The 25,738-nt window shown below is 63.0% G+C and carries 28 protein-coding genes; 17 read left to right on the top strand and 11 right to left on the bottom strand.

All coding sequences use genetic code 11. From position 1 onward, the window contains the following. Positions 1-15: 15 nt before the first annotated feature. Together K0S66_RS01640 and K0S66_RS01635 are read right to left on the bottom strand one after the other, a co-directional pair. On the bottom strand, positions 16-147 hold the full coding sequence (locus tag K0S66_RS01640) for a hypothetical protein (RefSeq protein ID WP_301073330.1): 132 nt from the start codon (positions 145-147) through the stop codon (positions 16-18). Continuing rightward, complete coding sequence (locus K0S66_RS01635) at positions 144-932, bottom strand: DUF1206 domain-containing protein (RefSeq protein ID WP_301073329.1); 789 nt, start codon at positions 930-932, stop codon at positions 144-146. The genes K0S66_RS01640 and K0S66_RS01635 overlap by 4 nt, the downstream gene beginning before the upstream one ends. Positions 933-1,356: 424 nt before the next feature. Between K0S66_RS01635 and K0S66_RS01630 the strand changes: the two genes are divergently transcribed. From K0S66_RS01630 to mazG, 13 genes are all read left to right on the top strand, one after another. Beyond that, positions 1,357-2,157, top strand: coding sequence for an SDR family oxidoreductase (locus K0S66_RS01630; protein ID WP_301073328.1), 801 nt, complete (start codon positions 1,357-1,359; stop codon positions 2,155-2,157). A 9-nt stretch (positions 2,158-2,166) separates the two neighbouring features. Continuing rightward, positions 2,167-2,364, top strand: a complete 198-nt coding sequence (locus tag K0S66_RS01625) for a hypothetical protein (RefSeq protein WP_301073327.1) — start codon at positions 2,167-2,169, stop codon at positions 2,362-2,364. A 117-nt stretch (positions 2,365-2,481) separates the two neighbouring features. Continuing rightward, positions 2,482-3,129, top strand: a complete 648-nt coding sequence (locus K0S66_RS01620; protein WP_301073326.1) for a glutathione S-transferase — start codon at positions 2,482-2,484, stop codon at positions 3,127-3,129. Positions 3,130-3,419: 290 nt separating this feature from the next. Further along, the gene (locus K0S66_RS01615; RefSeq protein WP_301073353.1) at positions 3,420-4,403 is read left to right on the top strand and encodes a lytic transglycosylase domain-containing protein; all 984 of its coding nucleotides are present in this window, start codon (positions 3,420-3,422) and stop codon (positions 4,401-4,403) included. Further along, a complete protein-coding gene (locus K0S66_RS01610; RefSeq protein ID WP_301073325.1) occupies positions 4,387-5,298 on the top strand; it encodes an SPOR domain-containing protein in 912 nt (303 codons plus the stop codon). The genes K0S66_RS01615 and K0S66_RS01610 overlap by 17 nt, the downstream gene beginning before the upstream one ends. Positions 5,299-5,318: 20 nt before the next feature. After that, positions 5,319-6,494, top strand: a complete 1,176-nt coding sequence (locus K0S66_RS01605; protein ID WP_301073323.1) for a D-alanyl-D-alanine carboxypeptidase family protein — start codon at positions 5,319-5,321, stop codon at positions 6,492-6,494. Beyond that, on the top strand, positions 6,464-7,117 hold the full coding sequence (tmk, locus tag K0S66_RS01600) for a dTMP kinase (RefSeq protein WP_301073322.1): 654 nt from the start codon (positions 6,464-6,466) through the stop codon (positions 7,115-7,117). The genes K0S66_RS01605 and tmk overlap by 31 nt, the downstream gene beginning before the upstream one ends. Further along, complete coding sequence (locus tag K0S66_RS01595) at positions 7,114-8,064, top strand: AAA family ATPase (RefSeq protein WP_301073321.1); 951 nt, start codon at positions 7,114-7,116, stop codon at positions 8,062-8,064. Before tmk ends, K0S66_RS01595 begins: the two co-directional genes overlap by 4 nt. Positions 8,065-8,076: 12 nt before the next feature. Continuing rightward, positions 8,077-9,624, top strand: a complete 1,548-nt coding sequence (gene metG, locus K0S66_RS01590; RefSeq protein ID WP_301073320.1) for a methionine--tRNA ligase — start codon at positions 8,077-8,079, stop codon at positions 9,622-9,624. Further along, the gene (locus tag K0S66_RS01585) at positions 9,624-10,397 is read left to right on the top strand and encodes a TatD family hydrolase (protein ID WP_301073319.1); all 774 of its coding nucleotides are present in this window, start codon (positions 9,624-9,626) and stop codon (positions 10,395-10,397) included. The genes metG and K0S66_RS01585 overlap by 1 nt, the downstream gene beginning before the upstream one ends. Next, complete coding sequence (locus K0S66_RS01580) at positions 10,397-11,161, top strand: MBL fold metallo-hydrolase (RefSeq protein WP_301073318.1); 765 nt, start codon at positions 10,397-10,399, stop codon at positions 11,159-11,161. The genes K0S66_RS01585 and K0S66_RS01580 overlap by 1 nt, the downstream gene beginning before the upstream one ends. A gap of 29 nt (positions 11,162-11,190) precedes the next feature. After that, positions 11,191-11,322 (top strand): hypothetical protein, encoded by a 132-nt coding sequence (locus tag K0S66_RS01575; protein ID WP_301073317.1) that lies wholly within the window; start codon positions 11,191-11,193, stop codon positions 11,320-11,322. A 213-nt stretch (positions 11,323-11,535) separates the two neighbouring features. Next, the gene (gene mazG, locus K0S66_RS01570; protein ID WP_301073316.1) at positions 11,536-12,312 is read left to right on the top strand and encodes a nucleoside triphosphate pyrophosphohydrolase; all 777 of its coding nucleotides are present in this window, start codon (positions 11,536-11,538) and stop codon (positions 12,310-12,312) included. Between the two features lie 34 nt (positions 12,313-12,346). On the opposite strand, the gene hflX is transcribed toward mazG, so the two are convergent. The 7 genes from hflX to dusB are packed head-to-tail and all read right to left on the bottom strand — an operon-like array spanning position 12,347 to position 21,445. Beyond that, complete coding sequence (gene hflX, locus K0S66_RS01565; RefSeq protein ID WP_301073315.1) at positions 12,347-13,660, bottom strand: GTPase HflX; 1,314 nt, start codon at positions 13,658-13,660, stop codon at positions 12,347-12,349. Continuing rightward, a complete protein-coding gene (gene hfq, locus K0S66_RS01560; protein WP_301073352.1) occupies positions 13,657-14,241 on the bottom strand; it encodes an RNA chaperone Hfq in 585 nt (194 codons plus the stop codon). Before hfq ends, hflX begins: the two co-directional genes overlap by 4 nt. A 32-nt stretch (positions 14,242-14,273) precedes the next feature. Continuing rightward, on the bottom strand, positions 14,274-15,641 hold the full coding sequence (locus K0S66_RS01555) for a sigma-54 dependent transcriptional regulator (RefSeq protein ID WP_301073314.1): 1,368 nt from the start codon (positions 15,639-15,641) through the stop codon (positions 14,274-14,276). Positions 15,642-15,644: 3 nt separating this feature from the next. Then, positions 15,645-17,885, bottom strand: a complete 2,241-nt coding sequence (locus tag K0S66_RS01550) for an ATP-binding protein (RefSeq protein WP_301073313.1) — start codon at positions 17,883-17,885, stop codon at positions 15,645-15,647. Positions 17,886-17,937: 52 nt separating this feature from the next. After that, the gene (ntrC, locus tag K0S66_RS01545; protein WP_301073312.1) at positions 17,938-19,386 is read right to left on the bottom strand and encodes a nitrogen regulation protein NR(I); all 1,449 of its coding nucleotides are present in this window, start codon (positions 19,384-19,386) and stop codon (positions 17,938-17,940) included. Further along, positions 19,386-20,447 carry an ATP-binding protein gene (locus K0S66_RS01540; protein WP_301073311.1) on the bottom strand — a complete coding sequence of 354 codons (1,062 nt, stop codon included), beginning with the start codon at positions 20,445-20,447 and terminating at the stop codon, positions 19,386-19,388. The genes ntrC and K0S66_RS01540 overlap by 1 nt, the downstream gene beginning before the upstream one ends. Further along, on the bottom strand, positions 20,447-21,445 hold the full coding sequence (gene dusB, locus K0S66_RS01535) for a tRNA dihydrouridine synthase DusB (RefSeq protein ID WP_301073310.1): 999 nt from the start codon (positions 21,443-21,445) through the stop codon (positions 20,447-20,449). Before dusB ends, K0S66_RS01540 begins: the two co-directional genes overlap by 1 nt. Positions 21,446-21,527: 82 nt before the next feature. On the opposite strand from dusB, the gene K0S66_RS01530 reads away from it, so the two are divergent. Genes K0S66_RS01530 through K0S66_RS01520 form a run of 3 tightly spaced genes read left to right on the top strand, consistent with a single transcriptional unit; the run spans position 21,528 to position 23,712 of the window. Continuing rightward, positions 21,528-22,652, top strand: a complete 1,125-nt coding sequence (locus K0S66_RS01530) for a bifunctional 2-C-methyl-D-erythritol 4-phosphate cytidylyltransferase/2-C-methyl-D-erythritol 2,4-cyclodiphosphate synthase (RefSeq protein WP_301073309.1) — start codon at positions 21,528-21,530, stop codon at positions 22,650-22,652. Between the two features lie 38 nt (positions 22,653-22,690). Further along, complete coding sequence (locus K0S66_RS01525; RefSeq protein ID WP_301073351.1) at positions 22,691-23,191, top strand: hypothetical protein; 501 nt, start codon at positions 22,691-22,693, stop codon at positions 23,189-23,191. Beyond that, a complete protein-coding gene (locus tag K0S66_RS01520) occupies positions 23,188-23,712 on the top strand; it encodes a CinA family protein (protein ID WP_301073308.1) in 525 nt (174 codons plus the stop codon). Before K0S66_RS01525 ends, K0S66_RS01520 begins: the two co-directional genes overlap by 4 nt. Here the strand turns inward: K0S66_RS01520 and K0S66_RS01515 are convergent. Continuing rightward, entirely contained in the window at positions 23,652-24,131 is a 480-nt protein-coding gene (locus K0S66_RS01515; RefSeq protein ID WP_301073307.1) for a type II toxin-antitoxin system RatA family toxin, read from the bottom strand. The two genes, K0S66_RS01520 and K0S66_RS01515, sit on opposite strands and share 61 nt — an antisense overlap. After that, the gene (lipA, locus tag K0S66_RS01510) at positions 24,118-25,038 is read right to left on the bottom strand and encodes a lipoyl synthase (RefSeq protein ID WP_301073306.1); all 921 of its coding nucleotides are present in this window, start codon (positions 25,036-25,038) and stop codon (positions 24,118-24,120) included. The genes K0S66_RS01515 and lipA overlap by 14 nt, the downstream gene beginning before the upstream one ends. Positions 25,039-25,093: 55 nt before the next feature. On the opposite strand from lipA, the gene K0S66_RS01505 reads away from it, so the two are divergent. Beyond that, complete coding sequence (locus K0S66_RS01505) at positions 25,094-25,726, top strand: carbonic anhydrase (protein ID WP_301073304.1); 633 nt, start codon at positions 25,094-25,096, stop codon at positions 25,724-25,726. The last annotated feature ends 12 nt before the right edge of the window (positions 25,727-25,738 follow it).

The raw sequence follows: 25,738 nt of genomic DNA, 5'->3' as shown, positions 1-25,738 counted from the left end.
AGTCGTCACTCCAGATCATCCCGCCGCTGCGGCAATCTCGATCCGGTTGCGGCCATTTCCCTTCGCGCGGTAAAGCGCGGCGTCCGCATCCTTGATCAGCTGCGCCCATAGTGAGCGGTTCGGCAAACGCTCGACCTGGGCATTCATCGCCAGCTGGCCGCACCTTGGATTGCCTTATCCACCGGGACGTCATGCAGCATCCGGTAGCGCGCCTCGACCAAGGTGAACAATCCGAAGGCTAACAATCCAGCACCGATAACCAGATCGTACGGGCTGCTGAGCCACGAGAGAACGCGCGCCATTCCGCCCGCCTCATCTGCCTGCCCCTCCATGCCGGCGCGCATCAGAAAGTAGCCACTGATAAGAAACACTAGGCCACGCGCGGCATAACCTGCGCGGCCGCTCCATTGAACCCACGACTGTCGGGCAATCGACGGTTCAAGGTAGCGCAGAAAAGATCCCTTTATGGCTTTCACGAGCTGAACCACGCCAACCACTAGCAACACCAAGGCGCCGATAATCACGAGCGCCCAACCGCCTGGCAGTTGCAGCGCGGTTTGCGTTCCCTCCTGCGTGCCATCGCCGGAAACCGCGGAACCGCGCATCAATTCGATCGCCTGCCAGCTCATGAACAGGTGGACGATTCCGCTAGCGCCCGCTCCTGTACGTTCGAGAAGGCCTTTGCGATCGGAACCGTGCTGTTCGATGTTGAAGCAGGCGTCGGCCAGTCGCCAGATCCCATATGCGGCGAGACCCGCCGCTATGATCCCTAACAAAAACTGCCCGCCCCCCTGACCGAGGTACTCGAGGGCGCCACTTTGATCTTCCGCGCGGCCGGTTCGGAGGACCAACACTGCGATCACGATGTAAAGCAGGCCCCGTGCCGCGAAGCCGATACGGGTTAGGGTAGTCAGGCGCGCGTTGGCGTTCATGTGAAGCTCCTCAGCTTTGCCAAACAGCAGCCAGGCACGATCGTTCCTGTGGCAAAACATTTGGTCCGTTTGTTCTATCTACGGCCGGCGATCCTCTTCTGGCGCCAATCTATGGTCGCATATTTCGAAGCGATGGCCCTGAGACCAGTTCTCATTTCCTAGTCTTACAAACAGTCAGCCGTCCGATCAGACGGAACACTCTTATCTCGAGAGCGGTTTGACGCGTGATGGGAGCCTGCCGATGTCCGATACCGACCGAAGAACATTTGTTGCTGGCGTCGCCGCGCTTTCTGCCGCCTCCGCAACGTCGGTAGCAGCGCAGGAGGCTCAGTCGGTCCCACCCGCCACTACGCCGGGTGCCGCAGCGTTTCCGCGACCGCCGTTCCCCTTGCAGCGGCAGCCTTGGCCCGGCTTGGCATCGAAGATGAATCCGAAGCCCGACCATGGCGAGCAGAGCTACAAGGGTTCCGGCAAACTGCTGGGCAAGAAGGCGCTGATCACTGGCGGCGACAGCGGGATAGGTCGGGCGGCCGCGATTGCTTATGCCCGGGAGGGAGCAGACATCGCGATCAACTATTTGCCGGCGGAGGAGCCGGACGCTCGAGAGGTCATCGCGCTGATCCGGGCAGAGGGCCGCAAGGCGGTCGGCATACCGGGTGACTTGCGCGAGGAACGCTTTTGTCGGCGCTTGGTAGAGCAAGCGACTGCTCAACTTCGCGGCCTCGACATCCTCGTGAACAACGCCGCTCGCCAGCAGACCCGTCCTACGATCGCCGACATATCCAGTCAGGATTTCGACGATACGATGAAGACCAACGTCTATGCCCCGTTCTGGCTGACCAAGGCCGCACTGGAACGCATGGGGCCGGGTGCGGTGATCGTGAATACCTCGTCGGAACAGGCGGGGGACCCCTCAAAGGACATCGTTGACTATGCGATGACCCGCGCCGCGCTCCTGAACTTCACCAAGGGCATGGCCAAGCAGCTTGCCTCGCGCGGTATCCGCGTCAACGCCGTGGCACCTGGCCCATTCTGGACTCCGTTGCAGGTCAGCGGCGGCGCAACACCGGAAAAGCAGCGAACCTTTGGCGAGACCGCGCCGCTGGGTCGTCCCGGGCAACCTGCCGAGATTGCGGCGTTGTATGTCGCGGCCGCGGACCCTGCACTCAGCTTCTCAACCGGGCAGATTTTTGGAGCGAGTGGCGGCAATGGCCAGCCCGCCTGAGGAAGCGAGATGACAGATGTCGCGACGCTGGCGAAAGCCATAATGCATCTGCGTGATTTTCGCGCGTCGTTATACGACGGCGACGAAGTGGATACTGGAAGCCAACTCAGCGGCACCGACATCGATATTGTTCTGGCTGCTGCCGAGCGTCAGCTGCGGTCAGACCAGATGGGTGGCATCGGCCTAGAGGGACCTGAGGGAAAGTGAGCGCGCCAAGGCGGCATGGCGCTGACCTGCTACGTTCGCGCAGATCCAACGATCCGGGCGGGAGCCAATTCGCACGAGCCGCTTTCCTCTGCTTGCTTGGGCCATCATAGGAAAGGAATGGCTGAGCACATTCTCTACAGCTTCCGCCGCTGCCCCTATGCGATGCGCGCACGGCTTGCTCTGGCGATCAGTGCTACCCGCTACGAAGTGCGCGAAATCCGGCTTTCCGCGAAGCCCGCGGCCTTTCTCGAAGCGTCGCCGAAGGGAACGGTGCCTGTCCTCCGGGGAGGAGAGGGCGAAGTGATCGACGAGAGCCTTGAGATAATGCGTTGGGCCCTGGAGGCCAATGATCCGGATGGCTGGCTACAGCGCGACGATCCGGAGATGATCGACCGCTGCGATACTATGTTCAAGCACCACCTCGACAGGTACAAATATCCTGAACGTCACGGATCTGATCCTTTGGCGCACCGCGATGCTGGATTGAGCTTTCTGCATGAACTCAATTCTCGTCTCAAAAACGCCAGCAACCTTCGCGGGGAAGCCCTTGGGCTGGCGGACGCAGCGATCATGCCCTTCGTCCGGCAGTTCGCAGCGGTCGACGGCAACTGGTTTGAGACGCAACCACTCCTTGCCCTGAAGACTTGGCTCGCTCGGCATCTCGCATCGGACCTATTCGACCGGGTGATGTTCCGGGTATCTCCGTGGGCCGAGGGTAACCTGCCGCTCATCGTGGACGGCTGGCATTTGGCCCGCGACGAGTAAAAGGTGTAGCGAGGCTGAGATCGCGAACACGAAGCGTGGCCGGCGACAAACCTCATTTCGACGCCGTAATCCGAGCTCCTGATATTCTGATCTGGAAATGAGGCAATCGCCTTAGCGCACCGAGTAACGGCGTCGCTCGGGGAGCGCCGCTCAGGGCCGGGCTGCGGCGACCTGTGCCGCAGCAACGACAATTGCCGGTTCCTCGTATTAAGCCTCTGTGCCACACAGGGGTTGTGCATGCTTCCAATCTCATAGTCCGTTTCTGCTTTGCCGCCGCCTCTGCCGGAGGGCTGATCCTCGGCACGCCGGCGGCCGCTCAGGACGAAGCTGGTTTCCAGGCTTATCTCCCGCAGCTTCGCGCTCAGGCCGTTCGTGAGGGCGTTCGCCCGTCAACAGTGGATGCGGTGCTCCCGACGCTCACCTATAGCGCTCGGGTTGTCGAGCTCGATCGAGGACAGCCAGGCAACCCGCAATCCACCAGCATTCCCCCGTTCGCGCCCTATAAGGCACGGCATGTTGACGCGGCGCGGATCGGGCGCGGCCAGACCGCCTATGCCGCAAATCGAGCCAAGTTGGCGCGCGTTGAGGCGAGCACTGGCGTTCCGGAATCGATCATGGTCGCCATTTGGGGACATGAAACGAATTACGGCAGCTATACTGGTAATTTCGACCTTTTGCGCAGCTTGGCGACGCTCGCGTATGAGGGTCGCCGCCGCCAGCTGTTCGCCGGTGAGTTCGTCGCGACCCTGAAGATCATGGACCGCGGCATCCCCCGAGAAACACTGAAGGGAAGCTGGGCAGGCGCCACGGGAAACCCGCAGTTCCTGCCGTCAATGTATCTGCGCCTTGCTGTTGACGGTGACGGCGACGGGCGAGTCGACATTTGGAACAGCCAGGCTGACACGCTGGCTTCAATCGGCAACTACCTTCTCAACGCCGGTTGGCGTGCGGGCCAGCCATGGGGCTTCGCGGTCTCCGTCCCGGCGGGGTTCAACCGCGCCGCGATGAGAAATCGCCTGGTGTCTCCACGTTGCCCGCGCGTCTTCGAACGGCACAGCAACTGGCGGACGATAGCAGAATGGCGCGCTGCGGGGGTCTTGCCGCAGGGCCGAAGCTGGCCCTCGGACGATGTTCTGGCGACGCTGATGGAGCCGGACGGTCCGGGACAAACCGGGTATCTGCTGACCAGCAATTACCGGGTCATCCTCGATTACAACTGCTCCAATTTCTACGCTCTGTCGGTTGGACTGCTCGCCGATGCGGTTGAACGTTAAAGGCACACTCGCCATTCCGCTCTTGTTCGGGATGGCGTCGGGTGTCTGCGCTCAGGAGCGACGGGCCGGCAATGTTGACGATGGTCAGTCGACAGGTTCGCTGTTGCCGCTTGAGGCTGGCAACGTCAAAGGACCCATCGGCACCTCTGGCGCCGGCACAGCGCGCTACGATCGTGTGGGATTTGCCCGACTAAGCGCTGTGGCTTCTCCGGCGAACGGGGAAGCGGGATCCACATCAGCGGCAGTTCCGATCGTCCATCCCGTGCTGCCGGCAGGCAGCTTTGCCGAAATCACCGCCCTCGATAACGGGCGTGTAATCGTCGCGCGTGTAGATACTCGTGAAATGCTGCCGCAGGGCGTGGAGATCATGCTCTCACCGGCGGCCGTCAATTCTCTAGCCCTTGCCGACGGTCATCAGTCAGCGGTGCGGGTGCGCGACGTAATCGTTAGCCCGGCCGATCGCGCAGCTATCGGGGAAGGGCGCGGCGTAGCAAGCCGGCTGAACGCGCCGCCCGCGCTGCTCGCCGCGCTGCGCCGCCAATTGCCTACCGTTGCGGTTCCCACTTCTGCGACGCCAATCGTTCAAGCCACCGCTATGGTTGCTCAACCGCGGATAGCCGCCACACTGAAAGCTGATGGCGTGCTGAAAACGACCGCTGTCAGGCCGCCAACCGTGCCCGTGCGGGGTCGCTCCTACGCGGTGCAAGTGGCAGCGCTCAGCGATCAGAGGCGAGCTGAGGCACTCGCGACGCAGCTTGGCGGCAGTGCACAACGTGGCGGCTCTCTATTCCGAATACGCCTTGGCCCGTACGCATCGCGCAGCCAAGCAGAACGCGCGCGTGACGACGCCGTTCGCCGCGGCTATGGGGATGCCGCCATCATCGTTCAGCCCTGATTTCACCGAGTAGAGCGTCCATGACCAAGCTAATGTCCTATCTGGCCGTGCCGGCGATTGCACTGGCTGTCGCCTATCCTTCCGTTGCCGCTGCTCCGCAGTTCCAGACCGTCGCGCCCGTCGCCTTCATGAAGGACATGTCCTCGGGCGCAGTGCTATTTGCCAAGGACGCCGATCGCCGGATGCCGCCCGCCTCAATGGCGAAGATGATGACCGTTTACGTCGTCTTCGACATGCTCAAGCGCGGTGATATCCGTCTGGATCAGGAGTTTGAGGTTCGTCCCGAGACCTGGCGCAAGTGGCACGGGCCGTCGGCAGGATCGACCATGTTCCTGTCTCCGGGCGAGAAGGTGTCGGTAGAGAATCTGCTCTACGGCGTCGTCGTCCTTTCCGGTAACGACGCGTGCGTCGTACTTGCAGAAGGCATCTCCGGTACCGAGGAAGCCTTCGTTCAGCGGATGAACGAGGCGGCGCAGAAGCTGGGCCTGAACAATAGCCACTTCGGCAACTCGAACGGCTGGCCCGATAACGGCGTCACCTATGTCACGGCGCGCGACTTGGCGAAGCTCGCCGGCTCGACGATTGAAGAGCATCCTAAGCTCTACAAGCAATTCTATTCCCGGCGCGAATTCACATGGGGCAAGACGCTCGGGTCCGGCGCCGCGATCACCCAAGCCAACCGCGACCCGCTTCTGGGCCGCGTCGCTGGCGCGGACGGTCTCAAGACCGGCCACACCGAAGAAGCGGGCTATGGCTTTACCGGGTCGGCTGAGCAGAACGGCCGCCGACTGGTGATGGTTGTCGCCGGGCTGACCAGCTTCAACCAGCGCGCGAGCGAATCCGTCCGCTTCATGGACTGGGGTTTTCGTGCCTGGCAGGCGAAGCCTGTCGTGAAGCAGGGCCGCAAGGTGGCGGACGCCGCCGTGCAGTTGGGTGATTCGGCAACGGTCGGCTTGGTAGCCCCGCGCGATCTGAAGGTCGCGCTCCCCGCAGGCGCGGTGCCGGCGATGAACGCGAAGGTCGTCTATCAGGGGCCGATCAAGGCGCCGATCAAGGCCGGCGCACATGTAGCCGACCTGGTGGTGACGTCGCCCGGCCTTCCGGAGCAGGTTCTGCCTTTGGTCGCCGAGACGGACGTTGAAGAGGCCGGCTTCTTCGGTCGGGCATGGGCGGGCCTGACTGGGCTGTTCCGGTGATCGGGCGCTTCCTCTCGCTGGAAGGCGGCGAGGGGGCGGGGAAATCGACACAGGTACGGGCGCTCGCCTCCGCTTTGGAGGCGCGCGGCCTCTCCGTGCACGTGACGAGAGAACCGGGTGGCAGCGAAGGCGCGGAGGCTATTCGCGCATTGCTGATGCAGGGTGACGTGGCCCGATGGAGCGCGCATGCCGAGACCCTTCTGTTCGCCGCAGCCCGTGCTGATCACGTCGAGAAGGTCATACGGCCAGCGCTCGCCGCTGGCACATGGGTGATCACGGATCGCTTCATTGATTCGACGCGCGCCTATCAGGGCGTTGCCGGCGGCATTGATGATGCGGCGATTCTGGCGCTCCACGGCTTCGGAACGCGCGGGCTGTTGCCAGATCGTACTCTCGTTCTCGACCTGCCAGTCGCCGAGGGAGCGCGTCGGGCCGCCATGCGCGATGGCGAGCTCGCGGATCGCTTCGCGATGCGCGGCGAACATTTTCATGCCGATGTCGCACGCGCCTTTCGAGGCTTCGCCTCGCGTGAGCCCGGTCGTTTTCGCATCGTCGACGCCAACCGCTCCCCCGGAGATGTCACCGCCATGCTGCTGGCGGAGTTGAGCGATTTGCTTCCGTGAAGAAGGTGTGGGGGAACGAGGCGGCGCAGTCGCTTTTCCGCTCAGCAATCAACGGCGGTACACTGCACCACGCCTGGCTGCTGACGGGACCGCAAGGGATTGGAAAGGCCACCTTGGCGCGCGAGGCTGCCCTAAGCCTCCTGAGCCGGGCAGCTGATGACAGTAATGGCGCCCGTACCCGCTCGCTGATCGAAGCAGGTTCGCACCCCGACTTTCGCCTACTCGAAAGGCTTCCCAAAGATGCCAAGCCGGACGCGGACCTCGCCCGCAGCATCACGATCGCCCAGGTCCGCAGTCTCAACCCGCTGTTTGCCACGACGCCGTCACTGAGCCCGCGGCGGGTCGTCCTCATTGATGCCGTGGACGATCTTGAAAGGGCAGGCGCCAATGCCTTGCTCAAGAACCTGGAGGAGCCGCCGGCCGGCACGATCTTCCTGCTGATCAGCCATGCGCCCGGACGTCTTCTTCCGACGATCCGATCGCGCTGCCGCCTGCTCCGCTTCGAACCGCTCGATCGGGAGGCGATGATCGCAGCCCTCACGGACCTGCTGCCAGACACCACGACAGAGGAGCGTGACGCCTTGGTGCGGGTCGGCATGGGCTCGCCCGGCCGCGCGCTACGCTTTGCTGGACTGGAATTGGAGAAGATTGATGAGGCTTTGTCCCGCATCGCCCGCGACGGTGATCGGGATAACGCCGAGCGGGTGAAGTTGATGCGCGCGTTGTCGCTGAAGGCTGCTCAGCCCCGTTACGAGGCGTTCCTTGATCGTGTACCCACCTTCTTGGCGGAACAGGCCCCATATCGTGCGGGGCCTGCACTCCGTACTGCGCTAGACGCTTACGATGATGCACGTGGTATTGCGGCGAGTGCGCGGGCGCTTTCCCTCGATGCCGGGGGCACGGTGTTTGAACTGGCAGGGGTGGTAGCGCGGCTCGCACGAGGGTAGAGGCTCGGGTCTATGGGCGACCCGTTTTATATCACAACCGCAATTAGCTACCCTAACGGGCGGCCACACATCGGCCACGCATATGAGGCGATCGCAGCCGATGCGATCGCGCGTTTTCAGCGGCAGGCCGGACGTGACGTGCGTTTTCAGACCGGCACTGACGAGCACGGCCTCAAAATGGTTCAGACCGCGCGCGATCGCGCTGTTGCCGTTGCCGACCTAGCGACCGAAATGTCGTCATACTTCAGAGCCATGTGCGACAATTTCAACATTTCTTATGATCGTTTCATCCGCACCACGGACAGCGATCACTATACTGCCAGCCAGGCCATCTGGCGGGCGATGGAAGCATCCGGCGATCTGTATCTTGATCGCTACGAAGGCTGGTATTCAGTTCGCGATGAGGCCTTCTATGATGAGAAGGAACTGACCGAGGGTGAGGGGGGCGCGAAGCTTTCGCCGCAGGGCACGCCAGTGACATGGACGGCTGAGGAAACCTGGTTCTTCCGCCTGTCCAAATACCAGGAACCGCTGCTCGAACTGTATCGCAACAACCCCGACTTCATCCGGCCGGAGTCGCGTCGCAATGAAGTGATGCGTTTCGTCGAAGGCGGCCTGTCAGATCTGTCTGTCTCTCGCACCAGCTTCGACTGGGGCGTGCCGGTGCCCGACAGCCCGGGGCACGTGATGTACGTCTGGGTAGACGCGCTGACGAACTATCTGACCGGCGTCGGCTATCCTGATGGAGACATGGCGCACTGGCCGGCCGATCTTCACCTGATCGGAAAGGATATCGTTCGCTTCCACGCAGTTTACTGGCCTGCATTCCTGATGTCGGCGGGTATCGCGCTGCCAAAGACGGTGTTCGGACATGGGTTCGTGCTTCACCGCGGTGAAAAGATGTCAAAGAGTCTCGGCAACGTAGTCGATCCGGGCGATCTGGCGAGTGCTTTTGGCGTGGACGCACTTCGTTATTTCTTGTTGCGCGAGGTCAGCTTCGGCCAAGACGGCAGCTATTCGGCGGAGGCAATAGTAACGCGTGTCAACGCAGAACTCGCCAACTCCTTTGGCAATCTGGCGCAGCGTACCTTGTCGTTCATCGCGAAGAACCTGGGTACCTTGCCCCCCGACGGGCGAGCCGAGGATGCTGACGGCGTCCTGATTGAGGAAGTCATCGTCGCTGCCGCCGGACTGAAGGCGGCCTTTGGTGACCTGATGCTGAGCCAAGGGATAGAGGCGTGGATGCGGGGCGTGTTTGCCTGCAACCAATATATCGATGCACAAGCCCCTTGGGCGTTGCGGAAGACTGACCCGGACCGGATGAATGCGGTCCTTCGCACGCTTGTTCGCGCGATAAGAATACTCGCAATCGCTATCTTCCCCGTGATACCGACCGGCGCTGCAGCGATCCTCGACCAGCTAGGCGTCGCACCCGAGGAGCGGGACCATGCCGGGATCGATGACGACAGCTGGTACGCGCGTCGCGTTGCGAACGGCTCCCCAGTCGCTGCACCGACGCCAGTTTTCCCGCGGCTTGAAATGCCAGCGGAGGCAGCCTGATGCTCGCCGACAGCCACTGCCATCTGAACTACAAGGGCCTGGCGGAGGACCAGCAGGAGATCCTCGCGCGCGCCCGCGCACGTGGCGTGACGGCGATGCTGAACATCGCCACCCGCGAGAGCGAATGGGACGACGTTCTCGCTACGGCAGAGCGCGAACCAGATGTTTGGGCGACTGTGGGCATCCACCCGCATGAGGCCGATCAGCATCCCCATATCGATACCGAACGTCTGATCGAGCGGGCGCAGCATCCGCGCGTGGTGGGGATCGGTGAGTGCGGGCTCGACTACCATTATGATCACTCGGACCGGGCGCAACAGCAGAGCATCTTCCGCGCTCACATCGCCGCCGCGCGTCAGGTTGGTGTGCCGATCGTGGTCCATACCCGCGATGCTGAGGCAGACACCGCCGCGATCCTTCGCGACGAACTGGGGAAGGGGGCGTTCGCCGGCGTCATCCACTGCTTCACCGGGACCAGCGAGTTTGCAGACATCGCACTGGATCTGGGGTTTTACATCTCGATTTCGGGCATCGTGACGTTCAAGAGTGCAGCATCGCTTCAGGAGATAGCGGCACGCCTGCCGGCAGACCGGCTACTAATCGAAACGGACGCACCATTTCTGGCACCGGTCCCGCACCGGGGCAAGACGGGAGAACCCGCTTTCGTGGCCGATACCGCCGCATTCCTCGCGAAGCTGCGGGGCGAACAGGTGTCGGAATTGCAGGATGTTACCGCTCGTAATTTTCACCGTCTCTTCAGCAAGACCGCCTAATGAAGGTCCGCATTCTCGGCAGCGGCACGTCGACCGGCGTACCACGGATCGGGAATGACTGGGGGGAGTGCGATCCTGCGGAGCCCCGCAACAATCGGACCCGCGTATCCCTGTTGGTCGAAGCGGAAGGAACCCGCGTTTTGGTCGACACCGGGCCAGACCTTCGGCACCAGTTGCTGGCTGCCAACGTTGGCGTCGTTGATGCCGTCATCTGGACTCATGAGCATGCCGACCACGTCTTCGGCATCGACGATCTGCGACAGATTTACCACCAGCGAGGCACTCCGGTACCCGCCTATGCGCGTCCACAAACGCGTGACCGGCTGGAGGGGATGTTCGGCTACGTTTTTCACGGACGCGGCGGCTATCCGCCGACGGTCACGATCAACGATCTACCGGACAAGATCAGCATCGGTGCGCTAACCATCAGCGTTGCCGATCAGCCTCACGGACGCATTACCTCCGCCGGTCTACGCTTTGAACATGGCGGCAAGTCAGTAGGTTACGCTACAGACCTGAGCGGTATGACCAATGAGATGCGAGCGCTGTATAGTGGTCTTGATATGTGGATCGTCGACGCACTCCGTCGAAAGCCGCATCCCAGCCATCCGCATCTTGGCAAGGCATTGCGCTGGATTGAAGAGTTCGCTCCTAGGCACGCCGTGCTGACTCACATGGACCAATCCATGGATTACGCCACCCTGCGGGCAGAACTGCCGCCGCACGTGGAGCCGGCCTATGATGGCCTGGAGTTCATTCTTTGACGGCAGGACCACAGGTATGGCTACTGGCAATGATGCTGATCCTGCCGGTTTCCGCTTTGGTCGCGCGACGGCTACCGCTCGGCAGAACGATGAAGCTGGCACTTATATGGGTCGTGCTGTTCGCCTTAGCGACAATCGTGTTCATGCAGATTGACCGCTGAACGCGGGACAACGCTGAGGGACTAGGAAGTCCGGGCAGGTAGTGCTCCGGTGAGTAACCGCGAGCAGCAGATATCGCTGTTTAACATAATAAATATTATCGCCTTAAGCACTGTGCATCTTTGATTGTGCGATCTTGCTAGCTAGTCTCCCCCAGAAGCACCTGGTCTTCCAAATTGCCGCATGGCCGCGTTGTCGCTATCCAGCCGCGGGTCATGCCAAACGCTTCTAACGCCCTTGCGCGACTTCAAACAATCATGGCCCGCTTACGAGACCCTGCTACGGGTTGTGAATGGGACAAGGTCCAGACCTTCCAAACGATCGCGCCCTACACCATTGAGGAGGCCTATGAGGTCGCCGATGCCTGCGCACGTGGTGACATGGATGATCTGAAGGACGAACTCGGCGATCTTCTTCTCCAGGTGGTCTTTCACAGCCGCATCGCCGAGGAAGCCGGCCACTTCGCCCTCGGCGATGTTGCAGACGCGATTTCTACCAAGATGGAACGACGGCACCCACATATTTTCGGGGGTGCGGTCGAAGGCGGGCATCATCTATGGGAGGCGATCAAGGCCGAGGAGCGAGCGGCCAAGGATGATCCGAGCGCGCTTGCCGGCGTGGCTCTGGGCTTGCCAGCGCTCTTACGCGCGGAGAAATTGCAAAAGCGAGCCGCCCGCGTTGGTTTTGACTGGCCAGACGATGACGGCCCGCGTGCAAAGATCGCCGAAGAAATTCAGGAAGTGCTGAACGCCGATGACGACGCGGCCAGGACGGAGGAAATCGGCGACCTTCTGTTTGCGGTGGTAAACTGGGCCCGGCACCTCGGCGTGGATGCAGAGGCTGCGCTTCGATCCGCCAACACGAAGTTCGAGAGCCGTTTCCGGGCAATGGAAGCGACCGCGGGCGGCACCATCGCGGGTTTCACCCTCGATGATCAGGAAGCGCTGTGGTCAGCCGCAAAACAAGCCGAACGTGAACCGCGCAAGGTATAGAAGAGGGGCGTTGCCTACGGCGCCGCCCATCCGATCACTCCTGCTGTGCGCCCTGCCCGGGCAATCGCTCCATGAACCGGGCATAGTCACTCGGAGCCATGCGCACCTCGTACACCGCCGTCTCTCCCGCGATCTCCTGCTCCAGAACTTCACCATGCTGGTGCAGCCACGCTGCGTTGGCACCATCGCCGGCCGGAAGTTCGATCGAATACCGCTGATGACCTAGAGTCAGCCGCTCCGAGAGCACTCGAACCAGTTCCTCCATCCCTTCCCCACTAAGCGCAGACAAAGAAACGACATCGTCGCGGCGCGCGGCTTCAGTCAGCAGATGCTCGCGGGCATCGCCTTCCAGCAGATCGACCTTGTTCCACGCCTCGACCCGCGGCGTAGCCTCGGAAACGCCGATATCAGCCAGAACGGCCTCCACGTCAGCCTTCTGGGCGGATGTATCGGGATGCGCAACGTCGCGAACGTGCACCAGCAGATCGGCGGAGATCACCTCTTCCAGCGTCGCCTTGAACGCAGCAACGAGTTGGGTAGGCAATTCCGACACAAAGCCCACCGTGTCCGACAAGATCGCCTTGTCGATCCCCGGAAGGCTGATCTGCCGCAGCGTCGGGTCCAGCGTTGCGAACAGAAGGTCTTCCGCCATCACATGAGCGCCGGTCAGGCGGTTGAACAGCGTTGATTTGCCCGCGTTGGTGTACCCGACCAGGGCGATCACCGGCCACGGCGCGCGCTGCCGCCTCTCTCGATGAAGGCCGCGCGTGCGAGTCACCTGATCAAGCTCACGGCGCAGACGCGCCATCCGGTCGCGGATTAGTCGCCGATCCGCCTCGATCTGCGTCTCGCCCGGGCCGCCTAGGAAGCCGAAGCCACCCCGCTGGCGTTCCAAGTGGGTCCAACTGCGCACCAGCCGGCCCGCCTGATAATCCAGGTGAGCAAGCTCGACCTGCAGCCGACCTTCCGCAGTCGCAGCGCGTTCCCCGAAAATCTCGAGGATCAGTCCAGTTCGGTCGATGACCTTCGCTTCCAACTGCGTCTCGAGGTTTCGCTGCTGGATCGGTGAGAGAGCCGCATCGAAGACGAACAGTGTTGCCTCTTCCTGGCGGCCCAGCGTTGCGAGTTGCTCTACCTGGCCGGACCCCATGAGCGTCGCCGCCCTCGGCGTCCGCACACGAACGGCCTGTCGCTCGACGACGTCAACGCCGATGGCGGCCGCAAGCCCGGCGGTCTCCTCAAGGCGAGCATCGGCATCGCGTGAGGAGCCGCCCAGGTCTGGATACACGACGATCGCGCGTGCGCCCCGGGCGAATTCCTCGCGATCGCGGTCAAACCCGGCGCTCAATCCTCGTCAGACCCATTGTTGTCGTCCGCCAGGTTCAGCGGCCGCGCCGGCTGGATGGTGGAAACTGCATGCTTGTAAACCAGCTGGGACGTGCCATCCCGCTGAAGCAACATGCAAAAAAGGTCGAAAGCTGCGATCTGTCCCTGCAGCATCACACCGTTGACCAGGAACATCGTCACTGCGTCTTCCGAGCGACGCACTGCGTTCAGGAAGATTTCCTGCAAGAGCGGCTGCTTCTTGGTGGCTTCGCCCAGCTGATCGACGATTGCCGCCACATCGATCTGCGCGCCCGGCATGATCGTGGAAATCGCATGCTTGTAGATGAGCTGGCTCTGACCATCGCGCCGCAGGAGAACGGAGAAATTGTCAAACCACGTGACGATACCCTGCAGCTTGACGCCTTTGACCAGGAACAGGGTCACCGGGGTCTTCGACTTGCGAAGGGCGTTGAGGAAGAGGTCTTGGAGAGAGCTTTGCTTATCGGCCATCGATCGATGCCCTTTCGTTTTTTGGCGAGGTTTTCCCCGCGATGCGCCGGTGCCCGGCGTCGGTTGCAGCCCCAACGGCACGCTCCGCCCTATGTAGGGAGCCGGCCGGATCGGGTCCAGATCGATCAATCGTCGCGTGTATCCGTGATCCCAAGCAACTTGAGTTTGCGGTGAAGCGCAGAACGCTCCATCCCGATAAACGTCGCGGTTCGGGAGATATTTCCGGAAAATCGCCGGATCTGTACCTTCAGATACTCACGCTCGAACGTCTCGCGTGCTTCGCGCAACGGCGCACCCATGATCGCGTTGGCACCCCCGCCGCCTTGATCCCCCAGAACCTCGCCCGGCAGCAGGTCAACATCGATCCGCGCGATCCGATCACCCGGGGCAAGGATGATCGTGCGCTCTACCACGTTGCGCAGCTGGCGGACGTTGCCCGGCCAGTCGTAGGATTGAAGCGCTACCATCGCATCGGTTGCCACTTCCGGCGTCGTCACCCGACGCTGCGCCGCATAGTGAGCGACGAAATGCTCCACCAAAGCCGGAATGTCCTCGCGCCGTTCGGCCAGGGACGGGATGGCAACCGGAACGACATTGAGCCGATAGTAGAGATCTTCGCGGAAGCGGCAGTCAGCGATCTCTTGGGTCAGGTCGCGCCCGGTCGCGGAGACCACCCGAACATCCACCTTCACCACACGTGTACCGCCCACGCGCGTGAAGCTTTGGTCAGTCAGAACGCGAAGGATGCGGCCTTGCGTGGTTATCGGCATGTCCGCAATTTCGTCGAGGAACAGCGTGCCGCCATGCGCCTGCTCGAGCAAGCCGGGCCGTACAAGATCGCCCGCCTCCTCTACGCCGAACAATTCCTCCTCCACGCGCTCGGGCGTCATATTGGCCGCGCTGACGACGACGAAGGGCGCCGCGGCACGCTGGCTCCATCCATGAAGCAACCGTGCCGCCACTTCCTTGCCCACGCCAGCGGGCCCGACGATCATCACTCGGCTACCAGTCGCGGCCACCCGCTTCAGCGTAGCACGCACCGCATTGATCGCGCTGGAACTGCCGGTCAGGTCGGTATCGCTGCCTGCCGACGCGCGAAGGCTCGCCACCTCGCGGCGCAACCGCTCAGTTTCCGTCGCGCGTTCGACCATAAGCAGCAGGCGCTCCGCCTGAAACGGCTTCTCGATGAAATCCGCCGCGCCCTGCCGAATTGCCGCCACGGCAGTATCGAGATTACCGTGCCCCGAAATCACCAGCACTGGGATCGACGCGTCGCGACGCTTGATTTCGGCGAGCAACTCCAGGCCGTCCAGCCGCGACCCCTGCAGCCAGACGTCCAGCAGCACGAGGCTTGGGCGACGTGTGGAAATCGCCTCCAGCGCCGCATCGCTGTCCGCCGCGGTGCGCGTATCATAGCCTTCGTCCTCAAGCACGCCCGACACGAGTTCGCGGATGTCGAGTTCGTCGTCGACGACTAGGATGTCTAACGCCATGGCTTATGCGGTCCGATTGCGGGTCAGGGCGGCAAAATTGCCCCCCTCGGTCTCTGATTGTTCGTCATCTCGAGCAGCGACGCCCGCGAGCATGACCGTGTCAAAGGTCATCGTCACCAGCGTGCCGCCGTCGGGACGGTCGGCAAATGAAATCGTTCCGAAATGTTCCTCCACGATCTTCTTCACGATCGCGAGCCCGAGGCCGGTGCCCCGCGCCCGCGTGGTCATATAGGGTTCGACGATCCGGTCCCGCTCTGCCGGGAGGCCGATGCCATCGTCGGCGACGGTGATGACCGCACGGCCTTCCTCCTGCTCCAACGCCATGAGGATTGTCCCCTCACCCCGCCCGGTCCCCTCGATCGCCTCGACAGCATTCTTGACGATGTTCGTCAGCGCCTGCCCCATCTGGCGGCGGTCGCACACAAGAATCGGTCCGGGTTCTTCATGCCGGATCTCGAAGCGGATCCCGGCGTGGGCGACCTCGTGCAGGAACATGGTCTGACGCGCGACATCTACCAGCGACTCCTCGCGGAAGACCGGCTTGGGCATGCGTGCAAAAGAGGAGAATTCATCCACCATGCGGCGCAAATCGCCGACCTGCCGCACGATCGTCTCTGTCAACCGGCTGAAGGTGGTGTCGCCCTCCTCCACCTTGGCGCCGTACCGTCGCTGCAACCGCTCCGCCGCCAGCTGGATCGGGGTTAGCGGATTCTTGATCTCATGCGCGATGCGACGCGCGACATCGGACCACGCGGCGCGGCGCTGGTCGAGCAACTGCTGGGTGATGTCATCGAAGGTCAGGATCGGACCAGTTGGGACGCGTGCGATCCGAACCGCCAAGGTGCGCGCTTCGCCCGCGGCCGTCAGCTGCACGATCGCCTCGCGCGCGGTGCCGTCCAGCAGCTCGGCCAATTCGGGCGCGACAATCGCCAGCGGCTTGCCGATAGGCGGATCTGCGAGGCCGAGCAGGCTCTGCGCGGAATTGTTGATCAGCCGGATCGTCCGGTCAGGCGCAATCGAAATGACGCCCGCCGACACGCCTGACATCACCGCTTCGATCAGCGACCGGCGGCTGTCGAGCTGTGCGTTGGCGGTGACGAGCGCGGTATTCTGCTCCTCGATCCGCTCGGTCATGCGGTTGAACGCGTTTGAGAGAGTGCCAACCTCATCACGCTCGCGCGTCTCGGGAACGCGGGCGGTCAGATCACCACCCTCGACCCGCCGCGCCGCATTGACCAATTCGGCCACCGGTCGGACCAGCCTGTCGGCGACCGCCAACGCGATCCACACAGCGACCCCAACGATCAGCAGGGACAGCAACAACAACGCGGCGTTGAAGCGGAGCTGCAACGTGCGCGCGCGAACCAGAAGCGACCGGTAGTTGGCCAACGCCGCCTCCGCCCGCTCGGTCTGAGTTGTCATTTCCTTCGGGTTGGTGACACGCGCGGCGTATAGATAAACGCGGCTCGATCCTGGCAGCCGAGTGACCGTCTGAATGCGATCCCCCGTCACGGTGACGACGCTACGCTGGCCGCGCGCTAGCTTGCGAACAGCCTCGGCAGAAACCTGCCGCGCAAGATCCAAATCGTACGGGTTTACAAATGCCAGCGTCTGAAGCTCGCCATTGGGCGCCACTTGGAACAGCAGCGCCTCAGACAGGCTTCGGAAATAAGTTTGCTGGAACAGGAAGGCGCGAAACTGCGGATCCTCTATCGGGCGCTCGTTCAGCTCGTTCGAGATGTCGCTGGCCATCGTGACGGTGGCCTCCTCCCATCGCTGGAGGATTTGATTGTACGACGTGCGCGTCAGGGTCGTCGCATTTTCGAACACCCCGCGCGCCCGGTCGGAATACCAGAATTGCACACCATATTGGAACAACAGAGACGCCGCGATGGTGACCAGAACCATTGGCACGGCTGCAACAATCGAGAACAGGGCAACCAGACGGACGTGAAGCCGTCCCTCTCCGCCAACTGGCGAGCGCGCTGCACGGCGACGCGCAATCCGGCGCCCAAGCAGCATCATCAGCGCGACGCCGGGCACCAAATTGGCGACCAGCAGCAGGGCGACAACCTCCGGTGCAATCAGCCCTTCGGGCCGGCCAGTATGCGCCACGACGATGTAGGTTGCGATTGCTATGCCAATGGCAACGCCGAGCACCGCGATCTCGACAGCAGGCGTTACGCTCCAGCGACGCGGCGTGGCGACCAGATCAGGGGTTCGAGGTGCCGCGCCGGCAGTCATCCAGGCAACTCTACAACAAGAGTGTTGCAGAGAAAACACATAATAACTGCGTTCACCTTGTCTCTGGCGCGGGTGGCCTCCGCGCAGGATCAATCCCGAGCGTGTCCAGCCGCTTTCTCAACGTGTTCCGGTTTAACCCAATCGCTCGGGACGCGCGAAGCTGATTACCACCGTGGCGAGCCAGCATCACTTCGATAAGCGGACGCTCCACCTCCGACAGAAGCCGGTCATATAGCGTTCCGTCGTCCAGCGAACGCGGATCGCACTTAGCCAGGCGGTCGATGAAAGCTCGCACCGCGGTCTCGAGCCCTACGTCGGGCAAAACCGAGGCGGGGTGGCCACCGGCTTGACCAAGCATGGCAGCAACTTCGCCGGCTGAAATCTGATCGTCGCGGGACAGGGCGGCAAGGCGTCGCATCAGGTTCTCGAGCTGTCGGACGTTGCCCGGCCAGTCGTGGTCCCGCAGCAATGTGACTGCCTGCTCGTTCAGCACCTTGCGGGGCAACCCCGCATCGGCTGCACGTTCCAGGAAGTGACGCGCCAAGATAGCAATATCTTCACGACGCTCGCGCAAGGCAGGCAGTTCGATCGGCACGACGTTCAACCGGTAATACAGGTCCTCACGAAACTGCCCGTTCGCGACGGCTTGCTGGAGCTCGCGATTTGTCGCCGCGACGATGCGCACATTGGCGCGCATGATCCGCGCACCGCCGACCGTGGTGAATTCGCCGGACTGAAGAACACGCAGCAAGCGCGTTTGCGCCTCGATCGGCATGTCGCCGATTTCATCGAGGAACAATGTTCCGCCTTCGGCCTGCTCGAAGCGTCCCGCGGTTCGCTGGGCCGCCCCGGTGAAGGCGCCCCGCTCATACCCGAACAGCTCGGCTTCGATCAGGTCGCGGGGGATCGCTGCCATGTTTATGGCCACGAAGGGTGCCGCGCGACGACGCCCCAGGTCGTGGATCGCGCGCGCCACCAACTCTTTGCCCGTCCCCGACTCGCCGGAAACCAAGACGGTCAGATCGTTCGAAACGACACGTGCGATGATCCGATAGACTTCCTGCATCGCCGGCGAACGGCCGATCAGCGGCAGGCTGGCATCGTCACTGTCCACCGCGACGGGAGCCAATTCGCGCCGCCGCGCGAGAGCGGCCGACACCGTCTTTGTCAGCGTGTCGAGGTCGAACGGTTTAGGCAGATAGTCGTAAGCACCAGCCTCATTGGCGCGAACCGCGGTACTCAACGTATTGCGCGCAGACAGCACGATGACGGGAAGCTCCGGCATTTCCCGCGAAAGCCGCTGGGTCACGTCAATGCCGTCGCCGTCTGGCAGCACCACATCGGTCAGCAGCACGTCGGGCCGGCTCGCCGCCAGTTCACGATCCAGCTCGGCGATGCTGGATGCCGAGCGAACACTGTGCCCGGCCCGGCGAAGCGCCTGCGCCACCACGACCCGGATGGCATCGTCATCATCGACCAGCAGGATTGCCCCGCCCGGCATCAGCCGGCTGCTCGCTGAAGTAGGATCCGGAACACTGTCTCGTTCGGGGTACCTTCACGCGAATACTGCACGATCCCACCCATGTCCCGGACTAGCTTGTCGACGAGGGCGAGCCCCAGCCCCTTCCCCTCCGGGCGGCTGGACACAAAGGGGTCGAAAAGGTGCTCGGCAATGTCTTCGGGAGCACCCGGCCCGGTATCGATCACGCAGATCTCGATCGGCAGGGGCGTCCGAGGACGACCCGGCGCGGGAGCGACGGACATGCCTAGTCGGAATGAGGTGGTCAGCGTGATCCGCCGCTCACCGCGAGGCCCCAGCGCAGTCGCGGCGTTCTTCATCAAGTTGAGCAAGACCTGCAGCAACGCATCGCGGTTCGCCAGCACCGGCGGCAAGGACGGATCGAAGCGTTCCTCGATCGTGATTCCCCGCGCAAATCCCGCGCGTGCCGCATCCCGCGCATGAGCGAGCAAAGGGTAGATGTTGAGCGATTCCACCGCGAGCGGCCGTGTATCGGTGAAGTCCTCCATCCGGTCGATGAGCGCGGTGATCCGGTCGACTTCGTCGATCACTAACCGGGTGAGCTCCGCCGGCTCCGCCCCATCGGCGATCAACTGCGCCGCTCCCCGAATGCTCGACAACGGGTTCTTGATCTCGTGCGCCAGCATCGCGGCTGCCCCTACGGCGGATCGAGCAGCGGCGGCACGATCAGCAGACACACCCAGGCGCCGCGACGTTGCGGCATTGTGAAGTGTGATGACGCGCCACCCAGGCTGATCCGGCAGCTCAGTCGCCGCCAGATCGACGCGAAGCCGCTGCCCCCGCGCCGTCGTTAGCGCTAGATCGAAGGCGGCGAATGCCCTGCCCTCCGCTACATCGATTTCATCGGGCAGCAGCAGCACATCCCCGAGGGAGCGTCCGCGCATCGCCCGCTCGGACAGGTTGAGCAGCAGCTCGCATTCAGCATTCGCCTGCGCAATCCGCGTTTCGGAATCCACGACCATCACTGCGACGGGCAGCGCACTTAACAGGTCCGTCGGATCAGGACCGCGCCGGGGGTGCATCAGGCAGCTGCGTTCAGACGGTAAGGCGCGTAGAATTCGGCGAGCATCGAAAGCACGCGCTCGGGATCAGGCTCCTGGTTCACGGCGTTTCGGAACTCGGCAGATCCGTGAATGCCCTTCGTGTACCAGCCAATGTGCTTACGGGCCATGTTGACGCCAGTCAGCGTGCCATAATGGCCTAGCATCGCCTCATAATGTTCGACAATCACGCGATATTGTTCGTCCAGTGATGGCTCACCACGGGGCGTGCGCCCGGCGAGGGCGTCCATCACCTGCCCCAGCAACCACGGTCGTCCGTAAGCGCCGCGACCGATCATCACGCCATCGGCCCCTGATTGATCGAGCGCCGTCTCGGCGTCCTCGATCGAGCAAATGTCGCCGTTGACAATCACCGGCAGGTCGATCGCATCCTTTACCGATCTCACGAAGCCCCAGTCCGCGCTTCCCTTGTACATCTGGTTGCGGGTGCGACCGTGGACCGTGATCATCTTGGCGCCAAGATCCTGGGCGATACGGGCGAGTTCGGGTGCGTTCAGGCTGTCATGGCACCATCCCATGCGCATCTTGACCGTGACAGGGGCCGCAACGGCCTTCACCACCGCGTCGATGATCGCGCCGGCGTTCTTGAGATCGCGCATCAGCGCCGACCCGGCGTCACCGCTCGTTACCTTGCGTACCGGACAGCCCATGTTGATGTCGATGATGGCCGCGCCTTTTTCCTCCGCGAGCTTGGCAGCCTCAGCCATCTCGTACGGCGTACAGCCAACCAGTTGCATCGACACGGGCTCTTCCGACAAATGCCACGCCGCCTTCTGAATCGACTGGCGCGTTTCGCGGATCGCGGCCTGGCTCGCGATCATTTCGGTTACGTTCAGGCCGGAGCCGTACCGACGCACGAGCGTCCGGAATGGTTGGTCCGTCACGCCCGTCATCGGTGCCAGAACGACGGGCTCGTCGATCTGAACGGATCCGATCTTGATTGGGGCGAGCGTGCGCATCAACAGTCTGCCTGAAAAATGGGCAGGTAGGTCATCGACGTGGCGCTGGCAAGCCGTCCCGCTTGTCGCTAGTCGCCCGCGTATGAAGACTGTTGTGCTGATTGTTGCTGCCGGCAAGGGAGAGCGGACTGGTGGCGAGATACCGAAGCAATTCGCGCCGCTGGCCGGCCGCCCGATGCTCATGTGGAGCCATGCCGCCCTTGCAGTTCATCCCACAATCGATGATATCTTGGTCGTCATTGGGCCGGGCCAAGAGGGTTTGCTCAAGGACTGCCTGCCGGACGCTCGGTTCGTCCTCGGTGGCGCAACCCGGCGGGAATCGGTGGCACGGGGCATCGCCTCGCTGCAGGACGCTGACCGCATCATTGTCCATGATGCGGCCCGCCCATTTCCGTCATCATCCGTAGTTGACCGCCTGCTCGCAGCGCTGGATCAGGCTGACGCCGCCATCCCTGTCCTTCCGGTCACCGATACGATCGTGTCGGCAGAGGGCGCGACGGTGCCGCGAGACCAATTATCGCGCGTGCAGACACCGCAGGCGTTCCGAGCGGCAGCCCTGTTGCGCGCACATGCCGAGTGGACCGGCGACGAGCCGACTGACGATGCGCAGATGGTCAGGGCGCTTGGCGGATCGGTCGCCTTGGTGCAGGGCGATGTGATGCTCGAGAAAGTGACCTGGCCCGGCGACTTTACCGCCGCCGAAGCGCGGATCGGCTGGGAAACCCGCATGGCGACAGGTTTCGACGTACATCGGCTTGTCGATGGCGCCGATCTGTGCCTTGGCGGCGTCAAAATACCGCATCACCAAGGCCTTAGCGGGCATAGTGACGCGGACGTGGCGCTGCACGCGTTGACCGACGCGCTGCTCGGCACGATTGCAGCCGGAGATATCGGGCTGCATTTCCCACCGAGCGATCCGCAGTGGCGTGGTGCCGAATCCGGTCAGTTCCTGCGCCATGCGGCAGACCTGGTCGCCGACCGTGGCGGGCAGATCGTCTTTGTCGACCTGACCATCATGTGCGAGGCGCCCAAGATCGGCCCACACCGCGCGGCCATTCAGGGTCGCATTGCGGAACTTCTTGGGCTGTCGACCGATCGCGTGAGTGTGAAAGCGACAACGACCGAGCGTCTGGGATTTACTGGCCGTGGCGAAGGCATCGCGGCACAGGCCGCGGCAACCGTGCGCGTGCCGGGGACGACACGATGAAGCATGTGCTTACTAGCGTTGCGGCGGCAGTGACCGCGATGGTCCTTCCATCGACCGCGGTGGCGCAGACCGCGTGTCTCAGCGCGGCAGAAGCAGAGGCGATCACTGCCGTAGCCTTCCCGGACATCATTTTGGAAACTGGCCGGGTGTGCACCACCCTGCCCGCCAGCAGCATCATTCGGCGCACCTCCGGTCCCTTCCTCACGCGCTATCAGGCTGAGGCAGACCGGGCATGGCCCGCCGCGCAACAGGCGATTGCAAAGTTGAGTGATCCGCGCGTCTCCCTGTTGCTTCTTCAGTCCGATTACGCGCGCCCCCTGATCACGTCGTTGATTGCGCCGATGGTGGTGGGGCAGATCCAGCAGACGGATTGCGGCACGATCGACCGCATTGTGACACTTCTGGAGCCCCTTCCCGCGCGCAACACAGCGGGGATCGTTGTTGCTACGCTTCAGCACCTGAAGGCCGAGAAGGCTCGGGGCGCCGCCTCGGTCGCCAACATTCCTGACCTACCGGTATGCGCGGCGGCACGGCGATGAGCGAGAGCCTGCTCCCCGCCAATCTCGTGGAGGCCGCTCAGCGGGTGATCGAGGCCAATCGTGCAAAGGGGCGCCGCATCGCCGTGGCCGAAAGCTGCACCGGCGGCCTTGTGGCGGCCGCGCTGACCGAAGTGCCGGGTTCGTCCGACGTACTCGAAGGCTCAATCGTCAGCTATTCCAATGAGGCTAAACAGCGCCTTCTGCACGTTTCCACCGACGTGCTGGAAACCTTTGGTGCTGTCTCGATCGCGACGGCGTGGAGCATGGCCCAGGGTGCGCTGGAGGTGACCGGGGCGGACGTCGCCGTAGCGATCACCGGAATCGCAGGCCCCGGCGGGGGATCAGACAAGAAGCCGGTCGGCACGGTCGTCTTCGCGCGCGCCGAACGCGGCGGCGATCCCGCCGACGTGGTCGCCGACAAGCGCGCGTTCGGTGATCTGGGTCGGTCGGGTGTCCGGCTTCAGGCGGCGCTGTGCGCGCTCGACTTGCTTATGCCCCCGTCGGACGAACCGTCACCGTAGAGCACACGGGCACGATCCTCAAAGGCCCCGATCATCTTGCGCAGCGCAAGGCCGAACACCTGCCCCGCCAGCATCTCGAACATGCGGTTCTTGAACTGGAAATCGACGGAGAAGTCGACGAGGCAGCCGTGCCCGTCCGGCCGAAAACGCCATTCGTTGTGAAGGTACTTCATCGGCCCGTCGACATAGTCGACATAGACCCGGTCGGGCCGATGCTTCTCGACGCGCGAGGTGAACGTCTCACGCAGTCCCTTGAACCCGACGATCATGTCCGCCAGCGTCTCATCGGCGCTGTCCTGCCGCACCCGCATTGCGACCACCCACGGGAGAAAATCCTGATAGGCTTTCACGTCCGCGACCAGATCGAACATCTGCTCGGGCGTGTACGGCATGGCACGGGTTTCGCTATGCTTTGGCAAGCTGAGCCTCGCGCGCTGCCCGCATCTTCGCGAAATCATCGCCCGCGTGATAGCTCGAACGCGTCAGCGGCGACGATGCAACCAGCAGGAAGCCCTTGGCCCGCGCGATCGCCGCATAGGCATCAAACGCCTTGGGCGTGACGAAATCCGCAACTTTGGCGTGCCGCGGCGTTGGCTGCAGATATTGGCCCATGGTTAGGAAATCGATGTCCGCCGAGCGCATGTCATCCATCACCTGGTGGACTTCCAACCGCTCCTCGCCGAGCCCCAGCATCACGCCGGACTTGGTGAAGATCGATGGATCGTGCCGCTTCACGCTCTCCAGCAGACGGAGCGACGCGTAATAGCGCGCGCCCGGCCGGATGGTGGGATAGAGCCGCGGCACTGTTTCCAGATTGTGGTTGTAGACGTCCGGTCGCGCGGTGACGATCGACTCAACGGCGGCTTGCGTCTTGTTCCGGAAGTCCGGCGTCAGGATCTCGATCGTCGTGCTCGGCGTGTTGCGGCGGAGCGCTTCGATAACCTTCACGAACTGCGCGGCACCGCCGTCCGGAAGATCGTCACGATCGACGGAAGTGATGACGATGTGCTGAAGCCCCATCTCGGCCGCCGCCACGGCGACATGCTCCGGCTCGAGCGGATCCACCGCACGCGGCATCCCCGTCTTTACGTTACAGAAGGCGCAGGCGCGGGTGCACGTGTCGCCGAGGATCATCACGGTTGCGTGCTTCTTCGTCCAGCATTCGCCGATATTCGGGCACGCAGCCTCTTCGCACACCGTCGCCAGGTTGAGCCGGCGCATCAGCTGTTTGGTTTCCGCGAAGCCAACGGAGGTCGGCGCCTTGACCCTGATCCAGTCAGGCTTGCGGGCGCGTTCGGGCCGGGCGAGAGGAAGTGTTTCGGTCATCGTGGGGGCGAGATAGCGACTGACGCCGGCCGAAACAACGCGGTAAGGAGGATGCATGACCGTCTTCACCGATCTCATCGCCGGATATCGCCGCTTTCGTGGACAGGGCTGGGCCATGCAGCGTGACCGCTGGGCAACTCTCGCCGAGGGACAATCGCCCAAGGTAATGGTGATCGCCTGTTCCGACAGCCGCACCGATCCCACCACTGTGTTCGACACATCCCCGGGCGAGATCTTTGTCGTCCGCAACGTCGCCAATCTCGTTCCACCATTCGAGGTCGGCGGCGGGCGCCACGGCGTGTCAGCGGCGCTTGAGTTCGCCGTCACCCAGCTGAAGGTCGAAGAGATCCTGGTAATGGGCCACGGGATGTGCGGCGGCGTCCATGCCGCCATGACCCGGCGCTTCGAGCAGGCGGATCCCGGCGAAGGCGGCTTCATCGCCAATTGGATCGGCCTGCTGGACGAGGCGCGCGACCGGATCACCGCCGAACATGGCGCCGGCGACGACGCGATCCGCGCGCTCGAGATGGAAACCGTACGGGTCAGCCTTGCGAATCTGCGAACCTTCCCATTCGTCCAGGCGGCCGAAGGCGCCAGCCAGCTTTCGCTCCACGGTGCATGGTTCTCGATCAAGGAGGGCGTGCTGTGGGTGATGGGCGAGGACGGCGGCTTCTCGCCCGCCGCCTGACGCACCGGCGCT

The sequence above is a fragment of the Sphingomonas sp. genome (genome assembly GCF_029239295.1).
Classification (GTDB): Bacteria; Pseudomonadota; Alphaproteobacteria; order Sphingomonadales; family Sphingomonadaceae; genus Sphingomonas.
Note: the sequence above shows the minus strand (reverse complement) of the source record. Positions and strands in the feature narration are given on the sequence as shown.

What these genes read in the sequence shown, in the direction of transcription:
- K0S66_RS01605 (WP_301073323.1), top strand. Translation starts at nt 5,319, where the DNA reads ATGACCAAGCTAATGTCCTATCTGGCCGTGCCGGCGATTGCACTGGCT.
- K0S66_RS01575 (WP_301073317.1), top strand. Translation starts at nt 11,191, where the DNA reads ATGATGCTGATCCTGCCGGTTTCCGCTTTGGTCGCGCGACGGCTACCG.
- K0S66_RS01530 (WP_301073309.1), top strand. Translation starts at nt 21,528, where the DNA reads ATGAAGACTGTTGTGCTGATTGTTGCTGCCGGCAAGGGAGAGCGGACT.
- dusB (WP_301073310.1), bottom strand. Translation starts at nt 21,445, where the DNA reads ATGCGCACGCTCGCCCCAATCAAGATCGGATCCGTTCAGATCGACGAG.
- K0S66_RS01625 (WP_301073327.1), top strand. Translation starts at nt 2,167, where the DNA reads ATGACAGATGTCGCGACGCTGGCGAAAGCCATAATGCATCTGCGTGAT.
- tmk (WP_301073322.1), top strand. Translation starts at nt 6,464, where the DNA reads ATGGGCGGGCCTGACTGGGCTGTTCCGGTGATCGGGCGCTTCCTCTCG.
- K0S66_RS01540 (WP_301073311.1), bottom strand. Translation starts at nt 20,447, where the DNA reads ATGCACCCCCGGCGCGGTCCTGATCCGACGGACCTGTTAAGTGCGCTG.
- ntrC (WP_301073312.1), bottom strand. Translation starts at nt 19,386, where the DNA reads ATGCCGGGCGGGGCAATCCTGCTGGTCGATGATGACGATGCCATCCGG.
- K0S66_RS01550 (WP_301073313.1), bottom strand. Translation starts at nt 17,885, where the DNA reads ATGACTGCCGGCGCGGCACCTCGAACCCCTGATCTGGTCGCCACGCCG.
- metG (WP_301073320.1), top strand. Translation starts at nt 8,077, where the DNA reads ATGGGCGACCCGTTTTATATCACAACCGCAATTAGCTACCCTAACGGG.
- K0S66_RS01525 (WP_301073351.1), top strand. Translation starts at nt 22,691, where the DNA reads ATGGTCCTTCCATCGACCGCGGTGGCGCAGACCGCGTGTCTCAGCGCG.
- K0S66_RS01585 (WP_301073319.1), top strand. Translation starts at nt 9,624, where the DNA reads ATGCTCGCCGACAGCCACTGCCATCTGAACTACAAGGGCCTGGCGGAG.
- K0S66_RS01635 (WP_301073329.1), bottom strand. Translation starts at nt 932, where the DNA reads ATGAACGCCAACGCGCGCCTGACTACCCTAACCCGTATCGGCTTCGCG.
- mazG (WP_301073316.1), top strand. Translation starts at nt 11,536, where the DNA reads ATGCCAAACGCTTCTAACGCCCTTGCGCGACTTCAAACAATCATGGCC.
- K0S66_RS01630 (WP_301073328.1), top strand. Translation starts at nt 1,357, where the DNA reads ATGAATCCGAAGCCCGACCATGGCGAGCAGAGCTACAAGGGTTCCGGC.
- K0S66_RS01555 (WP_301073314.1), bottom strand. Translation starts at nt 15,641, where the DNA reads ATGGCGTTAGACATCCTAGTCGTCGACGACGAACTCGACATCCGCGAA.
- K0S66_RS01640 (WP_301073330.1), bottom strand. Translation starts at nt 147, where the DNA reads ATGAATGCCCAGGTCGAGCGTTTGCCGAACCGCTCACTATGGGCGCAG.
- K0S66_RS01620 (WP_301073326.1), top strand. Translation starts at nt 2,482, where the DNA reads ATGGCTGAGCACATTCTCTACAGCTTCCGCCGCTGCCCCTATGCGATG.
- K0S66_RS01505 (WP_301073304.1), top strand. Translation starts at nt 25,094, where the DNA reads ATGACCGTCTTCACCGATCTCATCGCCGGATATCGCCGCTTTCGTGGA.
- K0S66_RS01610 (WP_301073325.1), top strand. Translation starts at nt 4,387, where the DNA reads ATGCGGTTGAACGTTAAAGGCACACTCGCCATTCCGCTCTTGTTCGGG.
- K0S66_RS01520 (WP_301073308.1), top strand. Translation starts at nt 23,188, where the DNA reads ATGAGCGAGAGCCTGCTCCCCGCCAATCTCGTGGAGGCCGCTCAGCGG.
- lipA (WP_301073306.1), bottom strand. Translation starts at nt 25,038, where the DNA reads ATGACCGAAACACTTCCTCTCGCCCGGCCCGAACGCGCCCGCAAGCCT.
- K0S66_RS01580 (WP_301073318.1), top strand. Translation starts at nt 10,397, where the DNA reads ATGAAGGTCCGCATTCTCGGCAGCGGCACGTCGACCGGCGTACCACGG.